18 protein-coding genes, 1 tRNA gene, 1 rRNA gene and 1 pseudogene are annotated in these 20,882 nt (G+C 52.2%); 17 read left to right on the forward strand and 4 right to left on the reverse strand.

The window, feature by feature from the left end; translation table 11 throughout:
• Positions 1 to 138, reverse strand: a 16S ribosomal RNA gene (locus BLU47_RS06695); the annotation flags it as partial.
• A 447-nt stretch (positions 139 to 585) separates the two neighbouring features.
• Here BLU47_RS06695 and BLU47_RS06700 point away from each other — a divergent pair.
• From BLU47_RS06700 to BLU47_RS06760, 13 genes and pseudogenes are all read left to right on the forward strand, one after another.
• Positions 586 to 975 carry a GtrA family protein gene (locus BLU47_RS06700; RefSeq protein ID WP_091960197.1) on the forward strand — a complete coding sequence of 130 codons (390 nt, stop codon included), beginning with the start codon at positions 586 to 588 and terminating at the stop codon, positions 973 to 975.
• Positions 976 to 1,061: 86 nt separating this feature from the next.
• Complete coding sequence (argR, locus tag BLU47_RS06705) at positions 1,062 to 1,538, forward strand: arginine repressor (RefSeq protein WP_091960200.1); 477 nt, start codon at positions 1,062 to 1,064, stop codon at positions 1,536 to 1,538.
• Positions 1,539 to 1,587: 49 nt separating this feature from the next.
• The gene (locus BLU47_RS06710) at positions 1,588 to 2,190 is read left to right on the forward strand and encodes a GNAT family N-acetyltransferase (RefSeq protein WP_091960201.1); all 603 of its coding nucleotides are present in this window, start codon (positions 1,588 to 1,590) and stop codon (positions 2,188 to 2,190) included.
• Between the two features lie 12 nt (positions 2,191 to 2,202).
• Entirely contained in the window at positions 2,203 to 3,408 is a 1,206-nt protein-coding gene (locus BLU47_RS06715) for an argininosuccinate synthase (RefSeq protein ID WP_091960204.1), read from the forward strand.
• A 133-nt stretch (positions 3,409 to 3,541) separates the two neighbouring features.
• Positions 3,542 to 4,504, forward strand: coding sequence for an N-acetyl-gamma-glutamyl-phosphate reductase (argC, locus tag BLU47_RS06720; protein ID WP_091960584.1), 963 nt, complete (start codon positions 3,542 to 3,544; stop codon positions 4,502 to 4,504).
• Positions 4,505 to 4,527: 23 nt separating this feature from the next.
• Positions 4,528 to 5,664: an aspartate aminotransferase family protein gene (locus tag BLU47_RS06725; protein WP_091960206.1), complete on the forward strand. Its 1,137-nt coding sequence runs from the start codon at positions 4,528 to 4,530 to the stop codon at positions 5,662 to 5,664.
• Positions 5,661 to 6,449 (forward strand): pyrroline-5-carboxylate reductase family protein, encoded by a 789-nt coding sequence (locus BLU47_RS06730; protein WP_091960209.1) that lies wholly within the window; start codon positions 5,661 to 5,663, stop codon positions 6,447 to 6,449. Before BLU47_RS06725 ends, BLU47_RS06730 begins: the two co-directional genes overlap by 4 nt.
• Positions 6,450 to 6,452: 3 nt before the next feature.
• On the forward strand, positions 6,453 to 7,010 hold the full coding sequence (locus BLU47_RS06735; protein WP_091960212.1) for a helix-turn-helix domain-containing protein: 558 nt from the start codon (positions 6,453 to 6,455) through the stop codon (positions 7,008 to 7,010).
• 65 nt (positions 7,011 to 7,075) lie between these two features.
• Complete coding sequence (locus BLU47_RS06740; protein WP_255402110.1) at positions 7,076 to 8,830, forward strand: AMP-binding protein; 1,755 nt, start codon at positions 7,076 to 7,078, stop codon at positions 8,828 to 8,830.
• Positions 8,831 to 8,869: 39 nt separating this feature from the next.
• Positions 8,870 to 9,697, forward strand: a pseudogene (gene proB / locus BLU47_RS06745) (glutamate 5-kinase); the annotation flags it as partial.
• Positions 9,698 to 9,764: 67 nt separating this feature from the next.
• The gene (locus BLU47_RS06750) at positions 9,765 to 11,006 is read left to right on the forward strand and encodes a glutamate-5-semialdehyde dehydrogenase (RefSeq protein WP_091960216.1); all 1,242 of its coding nucleotides are present in this window, start codon (positions 9,765 to 9,767) and stop codon (positions 11,004 to 11,006) included.
• 129 nt (positions 11,007 to 11,135) lie between these two features.
• On the forward strand, positions 11,136 to 12,101 hold the full coding sequence (locus tag BLU47_RS06755) for a Rossmann-fold NAD(P)-binding domain-containing protein (protein ID WP_091960218.1): 966 nt from the start codon (positions 11,136 to 11,138) through the stop codon (positions 12,099 to 12,101).
• Positions 12,098 to 13,123, forward strand: a complete 1,026-nt coding sequence (locus BLU47_RS06760) for a threonine aldolase family protein (RefSeq protein ID WP_091960220.1) — start codon at positions 12,098 to 12,100, stop codon at positions 13,121 to 13,123. The genes BLU47_RS06755 and BLU47_RS06760 overlap by 4 nt, the downstream gene beginning before the upstream one ends.
• Here BLU47_RS06760 and BLU47_RS06765 read toward each other — a convergent pair.
• Together BLU47_RS06765 and BLU47_RS06770 are read right to left on the reverse strand one after the other, a co-directional pair.
• The gene (locus BLU47_RS06765; RefSeq protein WP_091960222.1) at positions 13,115 to 14,203 is read right to left on the reverse strand and encodes a pectinesterase family protein; all 1,089 of its coding nucleotides are present in this window, start codon (positions 14,201 to 14,203) and stop codon (positions 13,115 to 13,117) included. The genes BLU47_RS06760 and BLU47_RS06765 overlap by 9 nt on opposite strands.
• 1 nt (position 14,204) lies before the next feature.
• Entirely contained in the window at positions 14,205 to 15,269 is a 1,065-nt protein-coding gene (locus BLU47_RS06770) for a pectinesterase family protein (protein WP_091960224.1), read from the reverse strand.
• A 123-nt stretch (positions 15,270 to 15,392) separates the two neighbouring features.
• Here BLU47_RS06770 and BLU47_RS06775 point away from each other — a divergent pair.
• Positions 15,393 to 15,465 (forward strand) — tRNA-Pro (locus BLU47_RS06775).
• A gap of 254 nt (positions 15,466 to 15,719) precedes the next feature.
• Entirely contained in the window at positions 15,720 to 18,086 is a 2,367-nt protein-coding gene (locus tag BLU47_RS06780; protein ID WP_091960227.1) for a C10 family peptidase, read from the forward strand.
• A gap of 1 nt (position 18,087) precedes the next feature.
• On the opposite strand, the gene BLU47_RS06785 is transcribed toward BLU47_RS06780, so the two are convergent.
• Positions 18,088 to 18,576, reverse strand: coding sequence for a C-GCAxxG-C-C family protein (locus BLU47_RS06785; RefSeq protein WP_091960230.1), 489 nt, complete (start codon positions 18,574 to 18,576; stop codon positions 18,088 to 18,090).
• Positions 18,577 to 18,763: 187 nt separating this feature from the next.
• On the opposite strand from BLU47_RS06785, the gene BLU47_RS06790 reads away from it, so the two are divergent.
• Together BLU47_RS06790 and BLU47_RS06795 are read left to right on the forward strand one after the other, a co-directional pair.
• Positions 18,764 to 19,465 carry an iron-sulfur cluster assembly scaffold protein gene (locus BLU47_RS06790; protein ID WP_091960232.1) on the forward strand — a complete coding sequence of 234 codons (702 nt, stop codon included), beginning with the start codon at positions 18,764 to 18,766 and terminating at the stop codon, positions 19,463 to 19,465.
• Between the two features lie 13 nt (positions 19,466 to 19,478).
• Entirely contained in the window at positions 19,479 to 20,492 is a 1,014-nt protein-coding gene (locus tag BLU47_RS06795; protein WP_091960234.1) for a GGGtGRT protein, read from the forward strand.
• Positions 20,493 to 20,882: the final 390 nt, after the last annotated feature.

The following is a 20,882-nucleotide window of genomic DNA, read 5'->3' on the forward strand; positions in this document are numbered from 1 at the left end:
GAAGGTTGGATACGCGTTACTCACCCGTGCGCCGGTCGCCGACAAAGAAAGCAAGCTTTCTTCTCGCTGCCCCTCGACTTGCATGTGTTAAGCCTGTAGCTAGCGTTCATCCTGAGCCAGGATCAAACTCTTCACTGTAAAAATATCTTTTTCAACTATAAGTTGATGCTCTGTCACAGAACGCTCTCATATCCGGTAGTATCTATTGAAGTCAAGTTATTGACGGTTCGTTCAATTACCCAAGAGGCGTCAGCCTCTCGCTTCTTGTACTACTACTTCTTCTGTTTTATGTAAATCTTTCAAAGAACTCTTTTCTTCGCTTGCTCGCAGGTCATTTCCTGAAAGCGGATGCAAAGGTACGACTTTTTTTCGAACCTGCAAACTTTTTCCAAGAAAAATTTTAATTTTATGCGAAAAAAAAATTCTGCGACTTGACGAATATCAATTCTTAGACCGTTTACACCTTATTATATATTACGTGCGCGCCCACAACTTTTACTATTGTAGACGAAGAGCCCATTAAACATTTCAGAAAAAACTGGGCAAGAGATTGGCGGGTTTAAGACTTTTTCTTATCTTTGCAGAATGAAACAGAAACTCACTATCAAAAAAGAAGCCATCGGAGAGATGATTCGTTTTTCCATTGTAGGCGTGCTGGTGACGGCTATCCACTATGGAGTGTACTGGTTGCTGCAACTGGTGATGGACGTGAATATTGCATGGACAGCCGGATATATTGCAGGATTCATCGTGAACTATTACTTAAGCGCCTACTATATCTTCCGCAAGAAAGCCTCAACGAAGAACGGAGCCGGTTTCGGTGTGGCTCACATTGTAAACTACCTATTGCAGATGGTATTGCTGAATTTCTTCTTGTGGATTGGAATGAGTGCCGAAATGGCGCCAGTGGGTATCTATGCAGTTTCAATACCCGTGAATTTCCTGTTGGTAAGATTCGTTTTCAAAAAACTTTGAACGGCAGTAAAAAAATCAGGTGAAAAATTTGCTTGTATGCAAGATTTTGTATAATTTTGCACCGCCATTTGAATAAATATACCATCATGAAGATTAAGAATGACAGACTTGAAGCCCTGCGAATGATTATTTCCAGTCAAGAACTGGGAAGTCAGGACGAATTGCTGACTGCCCTTAAAAAAGAGGGGTTCCAGTTGACACAAGCCACCCTGAGTCGCGACTTAAAACAGCTGAAAGTAGCCAAGGCTGCATCCATGCGAGGCAACTATGTATATGTATTGCCTAACGACACCATGTACAAGCGCGTTTCGACACCACACACCGTAAAGGAGATGATGCAGGTGCCTGGATTTCTGAGTATTAATTTCTCGGGCAACATGGGTGTCATTAAGACTCGTCCAGGCTATGCAAGTTCAATTGCATACAACATAGACAACAGTCATATCAACCAGATATTAGGGACTATAGCCGGCGACGACACCATCTTCATCGTCATCAAACAAGGGGTGACGAAAGACGAAGTAATTGATGCGCTGAGCGAAGTGGTTCCAAACATGAAGTGATTTTATAGTTAAGAGTTAAGGGTTAAGAGATAAGAGTTCATAGTTAATAATGGAACAAGAAACAAAAATACAAGTATTGGTGGCCGGAGCTGAGCATGAAGTTTATGTGGACACCATTCTTCAGACCATAGCCGATGCTGCCAAGGTGCGCGGAACGGGTATTGCGAAGCGTACGCACGAATACCTTGCCACGAAGATGAAGGAGGCCAAGGCTGTGATTGCCCTAAGTGGCGACCGCTTTGCCGGTTTCAGCTACATCGAGACATGGGGCAACAAGCAATATGTAACGACCTCCGGCCTTATAGTACACCCCGACTTCCGCGGTCTGGGCGTGGCCAAGAAGATTAAGGACATGACCTTCTCACTGGCTCGTACCCGATGGCCCCATGCCAAAATATTCTCACTGACCAGTGGTGCTGCCGTCATGAAGATGAACACCGAACTGGGCTACCAACCCGTAACCTTTGCCGACCTGACGGACGACGAGGCTTTCTGGCGCGGTTGTGAGGGATGCGTGAATGTCGACGTGCTCCACCGTACCGGTCGGAAGTACTGCATCTGTACCGCCATGCTCTACGATCCCGAAGAGCATCTGCCCGCGAAAATTCCCGAGGAGGTAATAGAGAGAATCAAACAATTAGACGAGAAATAAAAAAGCAAATATATGAGCAAGAAAAAAGTAGTAGTAGCATTCAGTGGTGGATTGGACACCAGCTACAATGTAATGTATCTGACCAAGGAATTAGGTTATGAAGTATATGCCGCTTGTGCCAACACGGGAGGATTCTCAGCAGAGCAGCTGAAAAGGAACGAAGAGAACGCCTATAAGTTGGGCGCCGTGAAATATGTGACGCTGGACGTCACCCAGGAATATTACGAGAAATCGCTGAAGTACATGATCTTCGGCAACGTCCTGCGTAACAACTGCTATCCTATCAGCGTATCGTCAGAGCGTATTTTCCAGGCTATCGCTATTGCACGCTATGCCAAGGAAATTGGTGCAGATGCCATCGCCCACGGTTCGACGGGTGCCGGCAACGACCAGATACGTTTTGACATGACCTTCCTGGTGATGGCTCCCGGTGTAGAGATTATCACCCTGACACGCGACCGCAACCTCACACGTAAGGAAGAAGTAGACTATCTGAACGCCAATGGCTACTTTGCCGACTTCACCAAGCTGAAGTACTCTTACAATGTCGGTATCTGGGGTACCAGCATCTGTGGTGGCGAACTGCTTGACCCCACACAGGGTCTGCCCGAGGAAGCCTACCTGAAGCACGTTACTGCCAAGGAGCAGGAGTCGTTGCTGAAAATCCAATTTGAAAAAGGTGAAATTGTGGGTGTGAACGGCGAGAAATTCGACGACCGCATCAAGGCTATCCAGAAAATTGAGGAGATTGGCGCCAGCTACGCTATCGGACGTGATGCCAACGTCGGTGACACCATTATTGGTATCAAAGGCCGTGTAGGTTTCGAGGCTGCTGCTCCCAAACTGATTATTGAAGCACATCGTCTACTGGAGAAGTCGACGCTGAGCAAATGGCAGCAATATTGGAAAGATCAGGTAGCCAACTGGTACGGCATGTTCTTACACGAGAGCCAGTACTTGGAGCCAGTGATGCCAGACATAGAGGCCATGCTGACCAGCAGCCAGCGCAACGTAACAGGAACAGCCATCCTGAAGCTCCGCCCCTACGGTTTCGAGACTGTAGGCATTGATTCTGTCAACGACCTGACGAAATCGAAACTCGGCGAGTATGGCGAGACACAGACCGGATGGACTGCCGACGAGGCCAAGGGCTTCATCAAGGTCAGCTCTACCCCGCTCCGTGTTTACTACGGAATACACAAGGACGAGAAGAGATAAAAGAGACCCTCCCCCAACCCCTCCCTGTATGGAGGGGAGTAATTACCTCTAAACGTATCATAAAATGGAGAATCATATTGCAAAAGTATCTACTCCCCTCTCTCCTAGGGAGGGGCAGGGGGGTGGGTCTGCTATCAAGGTAGGGATATTAGGTGCTGCAGGCTATACAGGCGGTGAACTCATCCGTCTGTTGCTGAATCACCCAGAGGCAGAGATTGTCTTTGCCAATTCGGAGTCGAACGCAGGCAATCCTGTCAGCGATGTCCACGAAGGACTCATTGGCGATACAGACCTCATGTTCACCAGCGAGATGCCTTTCGACCAAGTAGATGTCGTATTCTTCTGCTTCGGTCACGGAAAGAGCGAGGCGTTTCTCAAAGAGCATACCATCCCTGAGAACGTGAAGATTATCGACCTGGCACAAGACTTCCGCATCAAGGGTGACCACGACTATGTCTATGGACTCCCGGAGATTAACAAGGCTGAGATACAGCAAGCCCAGCACCTTGCCAACCCAGGTTGCTTTGCTACTTGCATCCAGGTGGCGCTGTTGCCTGCAGCTCATCTGAACCTGCTGAAGGAGGACGTGGCCGTCAATGCCATCACCGGTTCGACGGGTGCCGGACAGAAGCCCGGTGCCACCACCCATTTCTCGTGGCGCAACAACAACCTCAGCATCTATAAGGCATTCACCCATCAGCATCTTGCCGAGATACGCCAGTCACTGACGCAGGTGCAGGGTTATCTGGATGCTGCTATCGACTTCATCCCCTATCGCGGTGACTTCGCCCGCGGCATCTTCTGTACGGCGGTCATCAAGACCAAGGCTCCCGAGGAAGACATCATCGAGGCCTACAAGGAGTTCTATCGCGATGCTGCCTTCACCCACTACAGCGACAAGGCTATTGACTTGAAACAGGTGGTCAACACCAACAAAGCCTTGGTTCACGTCGACTGCTTCGACGGGAAAATACTCGTCACTTCCGCTATCGACAACCTACTGAAAGGTGCCGTAGGTCAGGCCGTCCAAAACATGAATATCATGTTCGGTCTCGATGAAACGGCAGGACTTCGCCTCAAGGCATCTGCTTTTTAAACATATTGAAAAAGAACACATATATGAAGCTATTCGACGTATATCCCCTCTTCGACGTGAACATCGTGAAGGGTAAAGGTTGCAAAGTCTGGGACGAGAATGGTCAGGAATATCTTGACCTGTATGGCGGTCATGCCGTCATCAGTATCGGGCACGCTCATCCTCATTATATTGAAAAGGTGACCGAACAGCTGAACAAGCTAGGTTTCTATTCCAACTCTGTCATCAACAAGTTGCAAGTGGAATTGGCAGAGCGGTTGGGACGCATCAGCGGTTATGACGACTACCAGTTGTTCCTTATTAACAGTGGTGCCGAGGCCAATGAGAACGCACTGAAACTGGCGTCGTTCACCAACGGACGTACCCGTGTATTGTCTGCCGAGAAGGCTTTCCATGGACGCACGTCACTCGCTGTCGAGGTGACTAATAATCCGAAAATCATCGCACCCATCAACGATAACGGTCATGTGACCTACCTGCCGTTGAATGACCTGCAGGCCTGGGAACAGGAACTGCAGAAAGGCGACGTATGTGCCGTCATTCTGGAATGCATTCAGGGTGTGGGTGGCATCAAGATGGTCACCAAGGAGTTTGCCCAGGGACTGCAACGTCTTTGCAAGCAGTATGGTACAGTGCTCATCTGCGACGAGATACAGTGCGGCTACGGACGCAGTGGTAAGTTCTTTGCTCACCAGTGGCTGGATATCCGTCCTGACATCATTACCGTAGCCAAGGGCATTGCCAACGGATTCCCGATGGCTGGCGTGCTGATCAGCCCGGCATTCAAACCCGTCTATGGCCAGCTGGGCACCACGTTCGGCGGCAACCACTTGGCCTGTGCAGCAGCGCTGGCCGTGCTCGATGTCTTTGAGGAAGAGCACCTGGTGGAAAACGCCAACGAGGTAGGTTCCTACCTGATGGAAAAACTTAAGGCTATTGACAGCCCACACATCCAAGACGTGCGTGGTCGCGGTCTCATGATAGGCATCGACCTGGATTGTCCGCATGCCGATGTCCGCAAGCCACTTATCTATGATCAGCACTGCTTCACGGGTTGTGCTGGCCAGAATATCCTGCGACTGCTGCCGCCGCTGTGCCTGACCAAGCAGGATGCCGACTTATTCATCGAAAAACTAAACAAGATACTGAATACTTTATGAAGATTTCAATCATTGGCGCTGGAGCCATGGGAGGCGCCACCGTGGAAGGACTGCTTAAAGGCAACTACGTACAAGCTGCCGACATCTGTGTGAGCGATGCCTTGCAAAAGGCCGTCGAGCGCTTTGCCGACAGCGGTGCCATCATAACGACAGACAACAACGCTGCCGCCAAATGGGGCGACATGGTGCTGGTATTTGTGAAGCCCTGGCTTGTAGAGCAGGTGCTGACCGGCATCAAGGACGTGCTCGACTACGACAGGCAGACCCTCGTCGTCGTTGCTGCCGGCGTCAAGTCGGAGAGCATCAAGGAGTGGATGAGCAAGGACGGCAAGATGATACCCCTGTTCCTCGTCATCCCCAACATCGCCATTGCACAGCTGCAGTCGATGACGTTCATTGTACCGAGCGTTGCTTCTGAGTCGCAACATACGGAACAGGTGGTGGCGCTGTTCGACTCGATGGGACAGACCATCATCACCGACGAGCAGCACCTGGCAGCCGGCACTACCCTCGCCTCCTGCGGCATTGCCTATGCCATGCGATATGTGCGTGCAGCCAGTGAGGGCGGCGTGGAGCTGGGCTTTAAGGCCGACGATGCCAAGCAGATTGTGATGCAGACCATGCGTGGTGCCGTAGAACTGCTGCAGGCCACCGGACTGCACCCCGAGGCAGCCATCGACCTGGTGACGACGCCTGGCGGTGTGACCATCAAGGGACTGAACGAGATGGAGCACAACGGATTTACATCAAGTGTTATTAAAGGATTAAAAGCGGGAGCGAAATAAATTATGGACGAACAACTGAAACAAATTGGCGAGCGTCTGCGCGGACTGCGCGACGTGCTCGACATCCCCGTCAGCGAGATGGCCGAGACCATCGGCATCAGTGCTGACAAGTATGAGAAGATAGAGCAGGGTGAGATGGACATCACCATCTCGAACCTGATGAAGATAGCCCACAAATATGGCGTATCGACGGAAGAGCTGATCTTTGCCGAGGCACCTCACATGAAGTCATACTACGTGACACGTAAGGGACAGGGCCTGTCCATTGAGCGTACCAAAGCATACAAATATCAGTCACTGGTAGGCGGCTTCGTCAACCACAAGGCCGACGTGTTCATCGTGACCGTAGAACCGAAGCCAGGAGCCAGGACCATCTACAAGAACACCCATGCCGGCCAGGAGTTCAACATGGTGCTGGAGGGTAAGATGGAACTGTACATCGGTGGTAAGACCATCATCCTGGAAGAAGGCGACAGCATCTACTTCGACTCCACCAAGCCTCATGGCATGCTGGCTGTAGGCGACAAAGCTGTCAAGTTTTTGGCATTTACAGTAGAATAAAAGACCCACCCCCATCCCCTCCCAGAATGGAGGGGAGTAATTACCAATCAAAACAGATTATATTCATGGAAGATAATAAAAGAATAGAAGGAGTATCTACTCCCCTCACTCACAGGGAGGGGCAGGGGGAGGGTCTCCTGAAAAGATTTTTGAAACAGACTTCCTTCACAAGCGTGGAGGACTACAATAAGAACCTGGAGTTCATCATCCCCGAACACTTCAACTTTGCCTACGACGTGATGGACGCATGGGCCGAGGAGAAGCCCGACGGACTGGCACTGCTCTGGACCAACGACCAGGGCGAGGAGATACGTGCCACCTACGCACAACTGAAAGAGCAGAGCGACCAGGCTGCCGCCTATCTGCAGTCGCTGGGCATCGGCAAGGGCGACCCCGTGATGCTGATTCTGAAGCGCCGCTATGAGTGGTGGATTGTGATGCTCGCCCTGTGCAAGATTGGCGCCATCGTGATTCCCGCCACCCACATGCTCACCAAGCACGACATCGTTTACCGCAACACACGCGCCTCGGTCAAGGCCATCATCTGCGTGGACGACGCTTACGTCTGCGAACAGATTCGCCTGGCGATGCCCGAGAGTCCTACGGTGAAGCAATACATCACCATTACCGACCACGGCAAACCCATCCCCGAAGGTTTCCGCGACTATCAGTCGGAAGTGGTGCAGGCGCCGCAGTTCCAGCGCCCCGCCTTCGTCAACAACAACGAAGACACGATGATTATGTACTTCACCAGCGGCACCAGCGGCGAGCCGAAGATGGTGGCGCACGACTACCTCTATGCCATGGGCCACCTGACCACCGGCGTCTTCTGGCACAACCTGCACGAGGGGTCGCTGCACCTCACCGTGGCCGACACCGGTTGGGGCAAGGCCGTCTGGGGCAAGTTCTACGGACAGTGGTTTGCCGGTGCTACGGTGTTCGTCTTCGACCACGAGAAGTTCAATGCCGACACGCTGTTGCGCCAGATGGAGAAATACAAGGTGACAAGCTTCTGCGCACCGCCCACCATCTACCGCTTCATGATTCGCGAGGACCTGTCGAAGTACGACCTCAGCTCACTGCAATACTGCTGCACCGCCGGCGAGGCGCTGAACCCCGCCGTGTTCGACAAGTTCTACGAGAAGACGGGCATCAAGATGATGGAAGGCTTCGGACAGACCGAGACCACGATGACGCTGGGCACCTTCCCGTGGATGACGCCGAAGCCCGGCTCGATGGGCATTCCCAACGCGCAGTACGACATCGACCTGCTGCGTGCCGACGGTACCCCGTGCGAAGACGGTGAGAAGGGCGAGATTGTGGTGCGCGTGGGCGACAAGAAGCCCGTGGGCCTGTTCAAGGGCTACTACCGCGACGAGGAGAAGACCCGCGAGGCGTGGCACGACGGCATCTACCACACCGGCGACATGGCCTGGCGCGACGAGGACGGCTACTACTGGTTCGAGGGCCGCATCGACGACGTCATCAAGTCCTCGGGCTACCGCATCGGTCCGTTCGAGGTAGAGTCGGCGCTGATGACCCACCCCGCCGTCGTGGAGTGCGCCATCACCGGTGTGCCCGACGACATCCGCGGCATGGTGGTCAAGGCCACCGTCGTGCTGGGCAAGGAGTGGAAGGACAAGGCCGGCGACGACCTCGTCAAGGAACTGCAGCAGCACGTCAAGAAGGAGACCGCTCCCTACAAATACCCCCGCATCGTGGAGTTTGTCGATGAGCTGCCCAAGACCATCAGCGGCAAGATCAGGAGAGTGGAAATACGAGAAAAAGACAAGAGACCCTCCCCCAACCCCTCCCTGTGATGGAGGGGAGTAATTACCAAACGGAACAGATAATTATATATGGAAGAGAATAAAACTGCAAAAGGAGTATCTACTCCCCTCCATCATAGGGAGGGGCAGGGAGGTAGGTCTCGCATTGTTGTTAAGGTTGGTTCCAACGCACTGACGCGCCCCGACGGACGGCTCGACGTGACGCGCATGTCGGCACTGGTCGACCAGATAGCGTGGCTGCGCTCCAAAGGGTGCGAGGTCATACTGGTGTCGTCGGGTGCCGTGGCCTGCGGACGCCGCGAACTGGACATAGCGCACGAGCTGGACTCCGTGGAGCAGCGCCAGCTGTTCTCCGCCATGGGCCAGGCCAAGCTCATCGGACTCTACTACGACCTGTTCCGCGAGTACCACATCCACGTAGGCCAGGTGCTGACGATGAAGGAGAACTTCGAACCCGGCGAGCAGTACCGCAACCAGCAGGCCTGCATGCGGGTGATGCTGGAGAACGGCGTGCTGCCCATCGTCAACGAGAACGACACCGTCTCAGTCACCGAGCTGATGTTCACCGACAACGACGAGCTCTCGGGGCTCATCGCCCAGATGATGCAGGCCGACACGCTCATCCTCCTCTCGAACATCGACGGCATCTTCACCGGCAACCCCGCCGACCCGCAGTCGCAGCTCGTCAAGGAGGTGCTGCCCGGCACCGACCTCTCCGACTACATCCAGACCGAGAAGAGCTCGGCCGGACGCGGCGGCATGCAGTCGAAGTACGCCACCGCCGTCCGCGTCCAGCAGGCAGGCATCCGCGTCATCATTGCCAACGGCAAGCGCGACAACATCCTCATCGACCTGACGGAACACCCGGAAACCACTCCCCATACGGAGTTTGCACCCCTGCAATGAGGTCGCAGGTTATCAGAAAATAAGCACTTTTGCACGCAGTATATACAAAGAGAAGACTATGCTATTAGAGGAGACATTCAAGAAAGTGAAGCGCGCCAGCAAAAGCCTGGCACTGCTCAGCGACCAGCAGCGTAACGAGATGCTGCTGGCTGTGGCCGACGCCATCATCGACCAGCAGGACCGCATCCTGGCCGCCAACGCCGCAGACTTGGCCAAGATGGACCAGAAGAACCCGCTCTACGACCGTCTGCAGCTGACTGAGAAGCGACTGGCAGACATCGCCGGCGACATGCGCAACGTGGCAAGCCTGCCATCGCCGTTAGGACACGTCACCAAGGAGAAGACGCTGCCCAACGGACTGCGCCTGCACCGTGTCAGCGTGCCCTTCGGTGTCATCGGCATGATTTACGAGGCGCGTCCCAACGTGACCTACGACGTCTTCTCGCTCTGCTTCAAGAGCGGCAACGCCTGTGTGCTGAAGGGCGGAAGCGATGCCGACCAGTCCAACCAGGCATCGGTAGCGCTGATCCATGAGGTGCTGCAGCGCTTCGGTGTCAACCCCGACGTGGTCACGCTGCTGCCTGCCACCCACGAGGCGACCGGTGAGATGCTGAACGCCGTAGGCTACATAGACCTGTGCATACCCCGTGGCGGTCGCCGCCTCATCGACTTCGTCCGCGACACCGCCCGCATCCCCGTCATCGAGACAGGAGCCGGCGTGGTACACACGTACTTCGACAAAGACGGCGACCTGGAGATGGGCCAGAAGATTATCCTGAATGCCAAGACCCGTCGCGTCAGCGTCTGCAACGCCCTCGATAGTCTTCTAGTCCATCTAGATCGTCTAGAAATTCTAGGAAATCTAGTTATGCCCCTCGCCAGCAAGCATGTCATCATCTATGCGGACGACCAGGCTTTTGCCGCCCTTGACGGCAAATATCCCTACCTGCAGCACGCCGCTGCCGACAGCTACGACACGGAGTTCATGGACTACAAGATGAATGTCGTCACCGTCTCGTCGCTCGACGAGGCACTGGCCCACATCGACCAGCACGGCAGCGGACACAGCGAGGCCATCATCACGCAGAACGAGCAGACCGCCCGCCAGTTCCAAGCGCATGTCGATGCCGCCTGCGTCTATTGGAATGCGCCCACCTCGTTTACCGACGGTGCCCAGTTCGGACTGGGAGCGGAGATTGGCATCAGCACGCAGAAGCTGGGTCCGCGCGGTCCGATGGCCCTGGAGGAGATCACCACCTACAAGTGGATTATAGAAGGCGAAGGACAGGTCCGCCCGTGACATAGGCCCCCTAAGTTAGGGGGCTACAGGGGTCTGAACAAGTGCAGGCTCCAAATAAAATAACAATAACTGGTCTGATAAACGCTTGTTCAGACCCCCATCCCCCCTAACTTAGGGGGACCAAAAATTATGCATACTTTTATAAACGTAGAAGACCTGGGGCCGTTGGATAAGGCCATGGCCGAGGCATTTGAGATTAAGAACGACCGTTTCAAGTATCAGCATCTGGGCAAGAACAAGACCTTGATGATGATATTCTTTAATAATAGTCTGCGCACCCGCCTGTCTACGCAGAAGGCTGCCATGAATCTGGGCATGAACGTCATCGTGCTCGACGTGAATGCCGGTGCTTGGAAACTGGAGACCGAGCGCGGCGTCATCATGGACGGCGACAAGAGCGAGCACCTGCTGGAGGCCATCCCCGTGATGGGCTGCTACTGCGACATGATTGGCGTACGAAGCTTTGCCGGTCTGACCGACCGCGAGTACGACTATGCCGAGACGGTGCTAAACCAGTTTATCAAGTATAGCGGCAAGCCCGTCTTCGCCATGGAGACCGCCACCGTACACCCCCTGCAGGCCTTTGCCGACCTCATCACCATTGAGGAGTACAAGACAGTGAAAAAGCCAAAGGTGGTACTCACTTGGGCCCCTCATTGCCGCGCCCTGCCACAGGCCGTGCCCAACTCGTTTGCCCAATGGATGAATGCTGCCGAGGATGTGGACCTCGTCATCACGCACCCCGAAGGTTACGAGCTCGACCCGAAGTTTGTGGGCAATGCCCGCGTGGAGTACGACCAGAAGAAAGCCTTCGAGGGTGCCGACTTCATCTATGCCAAGAACTGGTCGAACCCCGGCGTCACCAATCCTGCCGACTATGGTAAGATAACCTGCGAGGACCGTTCGTGGACGGTAGACACAGAGCACATGTCGTGGACCAACAACGGTAAGTTCATGCACTGTCTGCCCGTACGCCGCAACCTCATCGTGACCGACGACGTCATCGAGTCAAAGAACTCTATTGTCATTCCCGAGGCTGCCAACCGCGAGATATCTTGTTCGGTAGTCATCAAACGCATGCTGGAAGCACTATGATATCCTTTGAATGCGACTATAACAACGGGGCTCATCCGAAAGTGTTGGAGAGCCTCATCAAGCATAACGACGCCAAACCAACGCCCTATGGCTTCGACGAGTTCAGCGAACGCGCCAAAGGTCGTATCCGCGAGGCTATCGGTATGCCCGACGCCCAGATATTCTTCCTGACAGGCGGCACGCAGACCAACGCTACTACCATCGACTCCATGCTCTATCAGTACGAGGGTGTCATCTGCGTGGGCAGTGGACATATCAACGTACACGAAGCTGGTGCCGTGGAGTTTACCGAGCACAAGATTATCACCATTGCCGACACGAACGGCAAGATGGAAGCCAAGATGCTCGACAAGTATCTGGACGACTTCATGCACGACGGCAACCGCGACCATGCCGTGCACCCCGGACTGGTGTACATCACCTTCCCCACGGAACTGGGCACACTCTATACCGCCCGTGAACTGGACGACATCTATCAGGTATGCCAGCATTATGACATACCACTTTATATTGATGGAGCCCGACTGGGCTACGGACTGATGGCTGAAGGCAACGACGTTAGCCTGCCTTATCTGGCTCGCCACTGCGACGTGTTCTACATCGGTGGCACCAAGATTGGAGCGCTCTGCGGTGAAGCGGTCGTCTTCACCAACCGACAGGCCCACAAGCATTTCTTCTCCATTCAGAAGCAGCATGGTGCCGTCATTGCCAAAGGGGCGCTCATCGGTCTGCAGTTTGAGGCTTTGTTCACTGACGACCTGTATTTCAAGTTGTCGCGTCACGCCATCGATATGGCGATGCAGATGAAACAGATTTTCCAGGAGAAGGGTTACCAGTTCTATGTTGACTCACCTACCAACCAACAGTTCATCGTGTTGCCCGATGCGGAGGTTGAAAGGTTGTCGCAACACATGGAGTTTACCCATTTCGGACAAGCTGAAAAGCACCACACCATCTGTCGTTTCGTCACCTCGTGGGCAACGACAGAGGAGGAGATAAACGAATTAAAGCGCCTACTTTAGGCGCTTTTTTAATTGCTGGGCTTTCTTTTCCACCTGCCGGATGACTTCGTCTGGGTGCCAGTCGCCAAAGACGTTTGCTACGCTGTATTGGGCTGCTTCGTCGTCCGTCAGGATCGTTTCGGTGGTATGCTCTCTTTCAATGATGACATCTTGACCATTCTCCACCTTCTTACGTTGCATGGAAAAAGTCAGCACATTCGTCTTAGGGGTGATGTCCTGTCCCTGCGCATTCATGGTGTGATACTCCCTGAAGATGCTGGTCACCGTATTCATGCCACGCGTATCAAAGCGGTTAGCATTCAATTTCTCAGGAGTGAGCAGGGTGGTATACAACCAGATGCAACGGGGTGTGGAGTGCCAACCTCGGGCATACTCAAAGGGCGAGATTATATTCTCGATGGTACAACGGTTGAACACGTAGCCCCAAGCGGTTTTGGAAGTCTTTGGAGCAGCAATCACATCGCGTCCGGAGCCGTTAGCGGAACGTTTCTCCGTCACAATACGGCACCGCTCGAACCACACGTCGCCATCGCCACAGATGAAGTCGACCGTACCATGAATCTCAGAATCCTGGAAATAATGCTGACACAGGTCGTTATCGGAATAATAAGTATCTTGATACGACAACAAGGCGACACGGTTACAGATGGTATGCGTCCCTTTGTCCTGCAACGTCACAGCACGACCTGCGGAACCGGCAGCATAATAGTCGAGCGCATTTTTCAGCGTCAAGTCCTGGAAATAGTTGTTCGAGCCGCGATTCACGAAGATTGCCGTCTTGCTGATACCTTCCTGTTTGATGTCAGGCTTATTCTGGATGATGGTTCCTTCCATGCTCTGTCCAATCAATGCGATGTGATGACCGGTAATCTGGGTCAGCACCGTTCCGCCTAAGTCGTAGAATCCATCTGGAATCATAATATAGAAAGGTTTCGAGTCTTTCTCTGCATTCTTCTTGTTGGCCACCTCAATCGCCACCAGCAAAGCCTTCACATCGTTTTTCGGAATATACATCACCTCTTGGGCTTTCACCGTCATCATAGCTCCCAGGCAAACGATCAATAACAGGATTCTTTTCATCTTAGTTCAGTTTATATTGTTTCTTTAGTTTCTTGCTTGTCTTCTCCAACTTCTTCAGCAGCTTAACGGGGTTCCACTCACCAAAGACATTCTTGAGGGTATACTGCTTCAGTTCGTCGCGCGTCATGATGGTCTCTGCCACAAAAGGTTGGGTATGGTCTCTCAGCGTGAAACGCACCACATTCGTCTTCGGCGTGATATCATGTCCGTGAGCATCCATCGTCCCATACTCCTTGAAATAGTTGCTTGATATCTTCATGCCCTCGGGGTCGAAGCGCGTTGGCAACAGTTTCTCGGGAGTCATCAGCTTGGTATAGAGCCATACACAGCGCGGATTAGTATGCCACCCGCGACCATAGTAGAACGCCGACTCGTCATTCTTGATGGTACAGCGGTTGAACACATATCCCCATTTCGTTTCCGATGTCCTGGGAGCCATGATGATATTGTGCCCGGATCCGTCACGACGACGCTTCTCTGTTACAATCATACAGCGTTCGAACCAAACGTCACCCGCTCCACAGATAAAATCGATGGTACCATGAATCTCCGAGTTCTGGAAATAGTTGTGACTCTTCTCATAGTCCGAATAGTAAGTGTCCTGATACGACAGCATGCGCACACGGTTACAAATGGTACGGTCGCCTTTGTCCTGCAGACAGACGGCACGTCCGTCGGGCTCTACGTTGTAGTAGTCCAAGTCATTCTTCAGCGTCAGGTCCTGGTAATAGTTCCCCTTCCCACGGTTCTGCAGCACAGCCGTCTTGCTGATACTCTCCATCTTGATACTGGGAGCATTGCGGATAATGGTGCCTTCCATGCTCTGGCCTATCAGTGCGATATTGTTTCCTGCCACTCGCGTCAGCGTCTTCTCGCCAAGGTCATAATAACCGTCGGGAATAAGGATAAAGATTCGCTCGGAATCACGGTCACGATTACGGTCACTTGCTGTTTTGATAGCATCCAGGAGGCTTTGCACATCACCTTTCCTGACCAATATAACATCCTGTCCATAGCCAGCAAGAGCCATGAACACAACGACAAAAAGAAGGAGATATCGTCTCATTAGTAGGTTAGTTTTGACCGCAAAGTTAGTATATTTTTAACACAATAACAAATTTTTCTTTCTAAAAGTGCTCTTAATCAAAAAAAATACTGTACCTTTGCAGTCGCTTTCCAAAAAAGCCATCGGGATGTAGCGCAGTTGGTAGCGCACTACGTTCGGGACGTAGGGGTCGGGCGTTCGAGTCGCCTCATCCCGACAGGAAAAGAGCCTGGCTAATGATTCAGCCAGGCTCTTTTTGGGTAATTTCGTTCACCCATATGGAAGTGAAAATGATGTTTCAGATGTCAGATTTCAGTTTTTATAAAATGTTTTTAGGCCTGACAACAATGTCGGTCCCTTTTATGTCGAATTTACATAAAATATACTTTTTATTTTGGAATTACCAGAATAATTCGTAAATTTGCAGCAATTCATTACAGACTGATTTACCTACACATAACCGATGAAACAATGAAAAGGATTGTAACATTACTCTTTATTCTCGCTACGGGGATAACCATGTTCGCAGCGGAAGTGAGCCAGCAAGAGGCCATGGAGAAGGCTCGTGCCTTCATGCAACAACGCCAAGGTTTATCATCAGCGATGCATCGCGCACAGCTTTCCCTCAATATGCAGCAAACCGATGCCGGTACACAGCTGCTCTATGCTTTTAATATAGAGGGTGGGGGATATGTCATAGCCTCTGGCGACGACCGTACCATACCCATCCTGGGCTATAGCCTGACGGGAAGTATTGACACCGACGACATGCCCGACAATATGCGCTCGTGGCTTCAGAGCTATGCCGACGATATTTGCCGTCTCAGCAAAAGCTACACAGCCTTTCAGCAGACCGAAGACACCGGTTTGGCGCCCATTACCCCGATGCTCCAGACAACGTGGTATCAGATAGAGCCATACGACCTGATGACACCCGTCTATGAAGGCACGGAGAAGAGCAGCTGGAAAGGCAAGCACAGTGCCACGGGATGTGTGGCTACGGCAATGGCTCAGGTCATGTACTACCACCGATGGCCGCAGGATGCCACGACCACGATACCGTCCTACACCTTCATGTACAATGAAAAAGAGCCGTGTACGCTGCCAGAACTGCCTGCCACCACGTTCAAGTGGGACCAGATGCTGCCCAACTATACCACAGAACAGCCTGGTACTGAGGCTCAGCGTATGGCTGTTGCCGAACTGATGCGCTACTGCGGACAGGCCGTCAAGATGACCTATACGCCAGAAGCGTCGGGTACGCAACATGAGTTCATTGTCAATGCCTTGCGACGCTATTTTGGCTATTCACAAGCCACCCATAACGTCAACCGTTCCGGATATACCATCGAGGGATGGAAGCAGGTGATATGGAACGAGCTGAACCACAAGCGCCCTGTGTGTTTCAGCGGACAGAGCTCCAGCGGTGGTCATGAGTTTGTCATTGACGGCTATGACGGCAATGGCATGTTCCACGTCAATTGGGGATGGGCAGGGATGAACGACGGCTATTTCGCCATTAACGTGCTGAACCCCAAAGATAACACCAGCGTGGGGTCAGCCTCCAGCACAGACCTTGGCTTTGCTACCAACCAGCAGATTATCCTCGGTATGGAGAAAAGCACAGGACAGGAGACGGAAGTGCCGGAAGTCGTCAAGAAACTGACTCTTTACAACGAACTGATCACAGTCGATACTGTCATGGTTTATCAGGCGGCATACACCGATTTCAATTTAGAGAATACGGCCTATTATATGGGCTTAGGCATCAGGAATGATGACGGCACTTTCGTTCCCGTATTGAAGAACGATACGACCACCAAGTACATCAATGGAATGATTGCCGGTCAGTTTTACAAGACTAAGCAGCTGTCGCTGGCCGACGGTAGCTATGCACTCTGGCCGATAGCCCGCGAGGCCGACGATGCCACAGCAACATGGCAGACATTTTGTGAGCAGGGACAGTGCTTCTATGTGGATGTAAAGGATGCGAAGGCTACGCTCCGTCGTTCCATGAAACTGAAAATCGTAGATGCCCACTTTGAAACAACACCGACACCGCTGGAGGAGAACACCCTGGTAGTTGTCGTTGAGAACCAGGACGAGCAAGAGGTCAGCACAGTCACCAGACTCAACGTTTCCGGCAAGTCAAAACAAGGAAAGTCCTTGTCGGCACTGGACCCCAAGACAACCTTGCGTCCTACCGAAATCTATCCCGGTGAGCGCATCACTTTGACCTATCCCATGACCATACCCTGTCAAGGAGACATAAATGTCGAGTTAGAGTATTTCTTAGGGTTGGTAACTCACGACAAAGCCAAAGTCACCGTGGAGAACAGTCCGCACTTCTACGACCTTCAGATGGTGGACTACACGATAGATTATAAGGATAACAGGACCCTAGAGGCCGAGTTCTACATCAAGAACAACGACACACGCACATGGCAGAGGCCCTACAGCATTATCATGCTGGCGGACATGGAAGGGGCAGAGACGCCTATGAAGGGCATATCGTATGACCCCATACCAACGGGGCAGATTCTCCAACTGCTCCCACTGGCCTTGGATGGTATCTTAGACAAAGTGGATGTGCAGAAAGACGCACACATCATGGTATATCCCGATTATGCCGGATTCTTTTTAGGCGATTTCCTGTTGGATGTCACCGTCAAGATGGGCACAAAGGTGACCCCTCAGGGTGTAACGGCTATCGACGGCATCCGCACGGTGGACAGCAACCTGGATGCTCCCTACTACGACCTTCAGGGGCGCCGTCTCAACGGCAAGCCAAAGCAAGGACTCTATATTAAAAATGGCAAGAAGGTCGTGATTAAGTAAGTTACCTATCCGACTTCGATTTCAGATAGTCCGCGAAGATGCGAGCGGCACTCTCCACCTTGGCAGCACAAGGGCGCGTCTTGTAATATTCCGCCGTACGAGGTGATGCCACATAGCTGCATTGTGCTTTCTCGTGACCTTTCAGTCCCAATATCTCGGCACAGATCAGGCTGCCGTTCTCAGACTGCGACTGGGCAAGCAGTTCTTGCACAACCTTGTAGCAGGCCGACTTGCCCTCGCGGTCACTACCCTCAGTCTGTCCACAGTCAAGACCAACAAGCATAACGATGCCAGAAACGGCACCACACATCATGCGCATCCGCCCTACGCCACCTCCAAAACCGGCAGCTATGCGCTTGGCCATCATCTCGTCCAGTCCATACAAGTCGCTAAAGGCAGCAACAACACTCTGACAGCACCCATATCCCGCCATAAAATTCTCGACAGCACGCTCTACACGTTCGTCAAGATTCAATTCTTCAATTTTCATTTCTCGTTTTGTAATATGCACTTGGCAAAGTTACGAAGAATTTGGCAATACAGCAAACAAGTGGCAAAATACCTTGTTAATTGTTCTTAAATATAGGAAAGTTGATTTGGAAAGTTGGAATTTACTGAGTAATTTTGTAGGTCTAAACGAATACATATTTTATTATTCATTTTATATTCATACAAAAATGATTTATTCAAAGGAAGTTGAAAACATGTGTAGCGTCTGCAAAGGTGCCTACCATGGACCTGCACCCATTCCCGAGGAGGGCAAATGGATTCAGGCAAAAGAGATTAAGGACATTTCGGGTTATACCCACGGTATTGGTTGGTGTGCTCCTCAGCAGGGTGCCTGCAAGCTGAGCCTCAACGTGAAGGATGGTATCATCCAGGAGGCTTTGGTTGAGACCATCGGTTGCACCGGTATGACTCACTCAGCAGCTATGGCCAGTGAGATTCTTCCTGGCAAGACCTTGCTGGAGGCTCTGAACACCGACTTGGTTTGCGACGCTATCAACACCGCTATGCGCGAACTGTTCCTGCAGATTGTCTATGGTCGTACTCAGAGTGCTTTCTCTGAGGGCGGTCTGGCTATCGGCGCTGGTCTGGAGGACCTGGGTAAGGGTCTCCGCTCACAGACCGGTACACTCTATGGCACCGTTGCCAAGGGTACCCGTTACCTGGAGCTCACCGAGGGTTACATCACCAAGATGTATCTCGACGCCAACAACGAGGTTTGTGGTTACGAGTATGTACACCTGGGCAAGATGATGGAAGCCATCAAGAACGGTATGGACGCCAATGAGGCTATGAAGAAGAACACCGGTTCTTACGGTCGCACGACTGAGGAGCAGGGTGCAGTAAAGGCTATTGACCCACGTAAAGAATAAGGAGGATACGACAATGATTAGAAAAGTACAGTTTGAGAGTCAGGAGCGCCGTATCAACCAGGTTCTTGCTGCTCTGAAGGAGAATGGCATCAACTCTATCGAGGAAGCCAACGAGATTTGTGAAAAGGCTGGTGTAGACCCCTACCAGATGTGTGAGGACACCCAGCGTATCTGCTTCGAGAACGCTAAGTGGGCCTACGTTTGTGGTGCCGCTATCGCTATCAAGAAGGGCGTAAAGACCGCTGCTGACGCTGCCGAGGCTATCGGTATCGGTCTGCAGAGCTTCTGCATCCCTGGTTCTGTAGCTGACGACCGTAAGGTTGGTATCGGTCACGGTAACCTGGCTGCCCGTCTGCTCCGCGAGGAGACTGAGTGCTTCGCCTTCCTGGCTGGTCACGAGTCTTTCGCTGCTGCCGAGGGTGCCATCAAGATTGCCGAGATGGCCAACAAGGTTCGTAAGAAGCCCCTCCGCGTTATCCTGAACGGTCTTGGCAAGGACGCTGCCCAGATCATCAGCCGTATCAACGGTTTCACCTACGTACAGACTCAGTTCGACTACTTCACCTCTGAGCTGAAGGTTGTCAAGGAGGTTCCCTATGGCAACAACCCCAGCCGTCTGAAGGTAAAGTGCTATGGTGCTGACGATGTTCGCGAGGGTGTCGCTATCCTGTGGAAGGAGAACGTTGACGTATCTATCACGGGTAACTCTACCAACCCCACCCGCTTCCAGCACCCCGTTGCAGGTACCTATAAGAAGGAGCGCACACTGGCTGGCAAGCCCTACTTCTCAGTAGCTTCCGGTGGTGGTACGGGTCGTACCCTGCACCCCGACAACATGGCTGCTGGTCCTGCTTCTTACGGTATGACCGACACCATGGGTCGTATGCACTCTGACGCTCAGTTCGCAGGTTCTTCTTCTGTTCCTGCTCACGTTGAGATGATGGGCTTCCTGGGTATTGGTAACAACCCAATGGTAGGTGCCACCGTAGCTATCGCCGTTGCTATCGACCTCGCCCTGAACAAGTAATCGACGATTACACCATAAAAAGAAGCCTCGCTCAGTAATTGAAGCGAGGCTTTTTTATTGTTAAAGCTACAATAAAAAAAAAGAGGGAGAGCGTTATAATCAACATGACAACACAAATTACTAAAAGAATCATGTTTGTTAGCCTGGCTTTATTTCAGTGCATGATAGCTTTGGCACAGTTAGGCGACCCAAGAGAAAAACTGAGTATCACGGCATCGGTAGACGGAGCCACTTCTCACAATACGACTACGAGAAAGCGGATACAACAGGACCTACATGCGCATGTATGATCATGTAAAACCCTTCTTGAAACTGCAGATGAAATACAGCATTAAATAAGAAAGATTCGGCTATTGAACGAGCCTCTTCCAATTCCTGCGTCTTAGAATC

Origin of the sequence: Prevotella sp. tc2-28 (assembly GCF_900107705.1) — a bacterium.
Taxonomy (GTDB): Bacteria; Bacteroidota; Bacteroidia; order Bacteroidales; family Bacteroidaceae; genus Prevotella.

Coding starts and splice junctions, on each gene's coding strand:
- argR (WP_091960200.1), top strand. CDS start 1,062: ATGAAGATTAAGAATGACAGACTTGAAGCCCTGCGAATGATTATTTCC.
- BLU47_RS06760 (WP_091960220.1), top strand. CDS start 12,098: ATGATATCCTTTGAATGCGACTATAACAACGGGGCTCATCCGAAAGTG.
- BLU47_RS06795 (WP_091960234.1), top strand. CDS start 19,479: ATGATTAGAAAAGTACAGTTTGAGAGTCAGGAGCGCCGTATCAACCAG.
- BLU47_RS06785 (WP_091960230.1), bottom strand. CDS start 18,576: ATGAAAATTGAAGAATTGAATCTTGACGAACGTGTAGAGCGTGCTGTC.
- BLU47_RS06755 (WP_091960218.1), top strand. CDS start 11,136: ATGCATACTTTTATAAACGTAGAAGACCTGGGGCCGTTGGATAAGGCC.
- BLU47_RS06700 (WP_091960197.1), top strand. CDS start 586: ATGAAACAGAAACTCACTATCAAAAAAGAAGCCATCGGAGAGATGATT.
- BLU47_RS06740 (WP_255402110.1), top strand. CDS start 7,076: ATGGAAGATAATAAAAGAATAGAAGGAGTATCTACTCCCCTCACTCAC.
- BLU47_RS06710 (WP_091960201.1), top strand. CDS start 1,588: ATGGAACAAGAAACAAAAATACAAGTATTGGTGGCCGGAGCTGAGCAT.
- BLU47_RS06750 (WP_091960216.1), top strand. CDS start 9,765: ATGCTATTAGAGGAGACATTCAAGAAAGTGAAGCGCGCCAGCAAAAGC.
- BLU47_RS06780 (WP_091960227.1), top strand. CDS start 15,720: ATGAAAAGGATTGTAACATTACTCTTTATTCTCGCTACGGGGATAACC.
- BLU47_RS06725 (WP_091960206.1), top strand. CDS start 4,528: ATGAAGCTATTCGACGTATATCCCCTCTTCGACGTGAACATCGTGAAG.
- BLU47_RS06715 (WP_091960204.1), top strand. CDS start 2,203: ATGAGCAAGAAAAAAGTAGTAGTAGCATTCAGTGGTGGATTGGACACC.
- BLU47_RS06790 (WP_091960232.1), top strand. CDS start 18,764: ATGATTTATTCAAAGGAAGTTGAAAACATGTGTAGCGTCTGCAAAGGT.
- BLU47_RS06770 (WP_091960224.1), bottom strand. CDS start 15,269: ATGAGACGATATCTCCTTCTTTTTGTCGTTGTGTTCATGGCTCTTGCT.
- BLU47_RS06735 (WP_091960212.1), top strand. CDS start 6,453: ATGGACGAACAACTGAAACAAATTGGCGAGCGTCTGCGCGGACTGCGC.
- BLU47_RS06730 (WP_091960209.1), top strand. CDS start 5,661: ATGAAGATTTCAATCATTGGCGCTGGAGCCATGGGAGGCGCCACCGTG.
- BLU47_RS06765 (WP_091960222.1), bottom strand. CDS start 14,203: ATGAAAAGAATCCTGTTATTGATCGTTTGCCTGGGAGCTATGATGACG.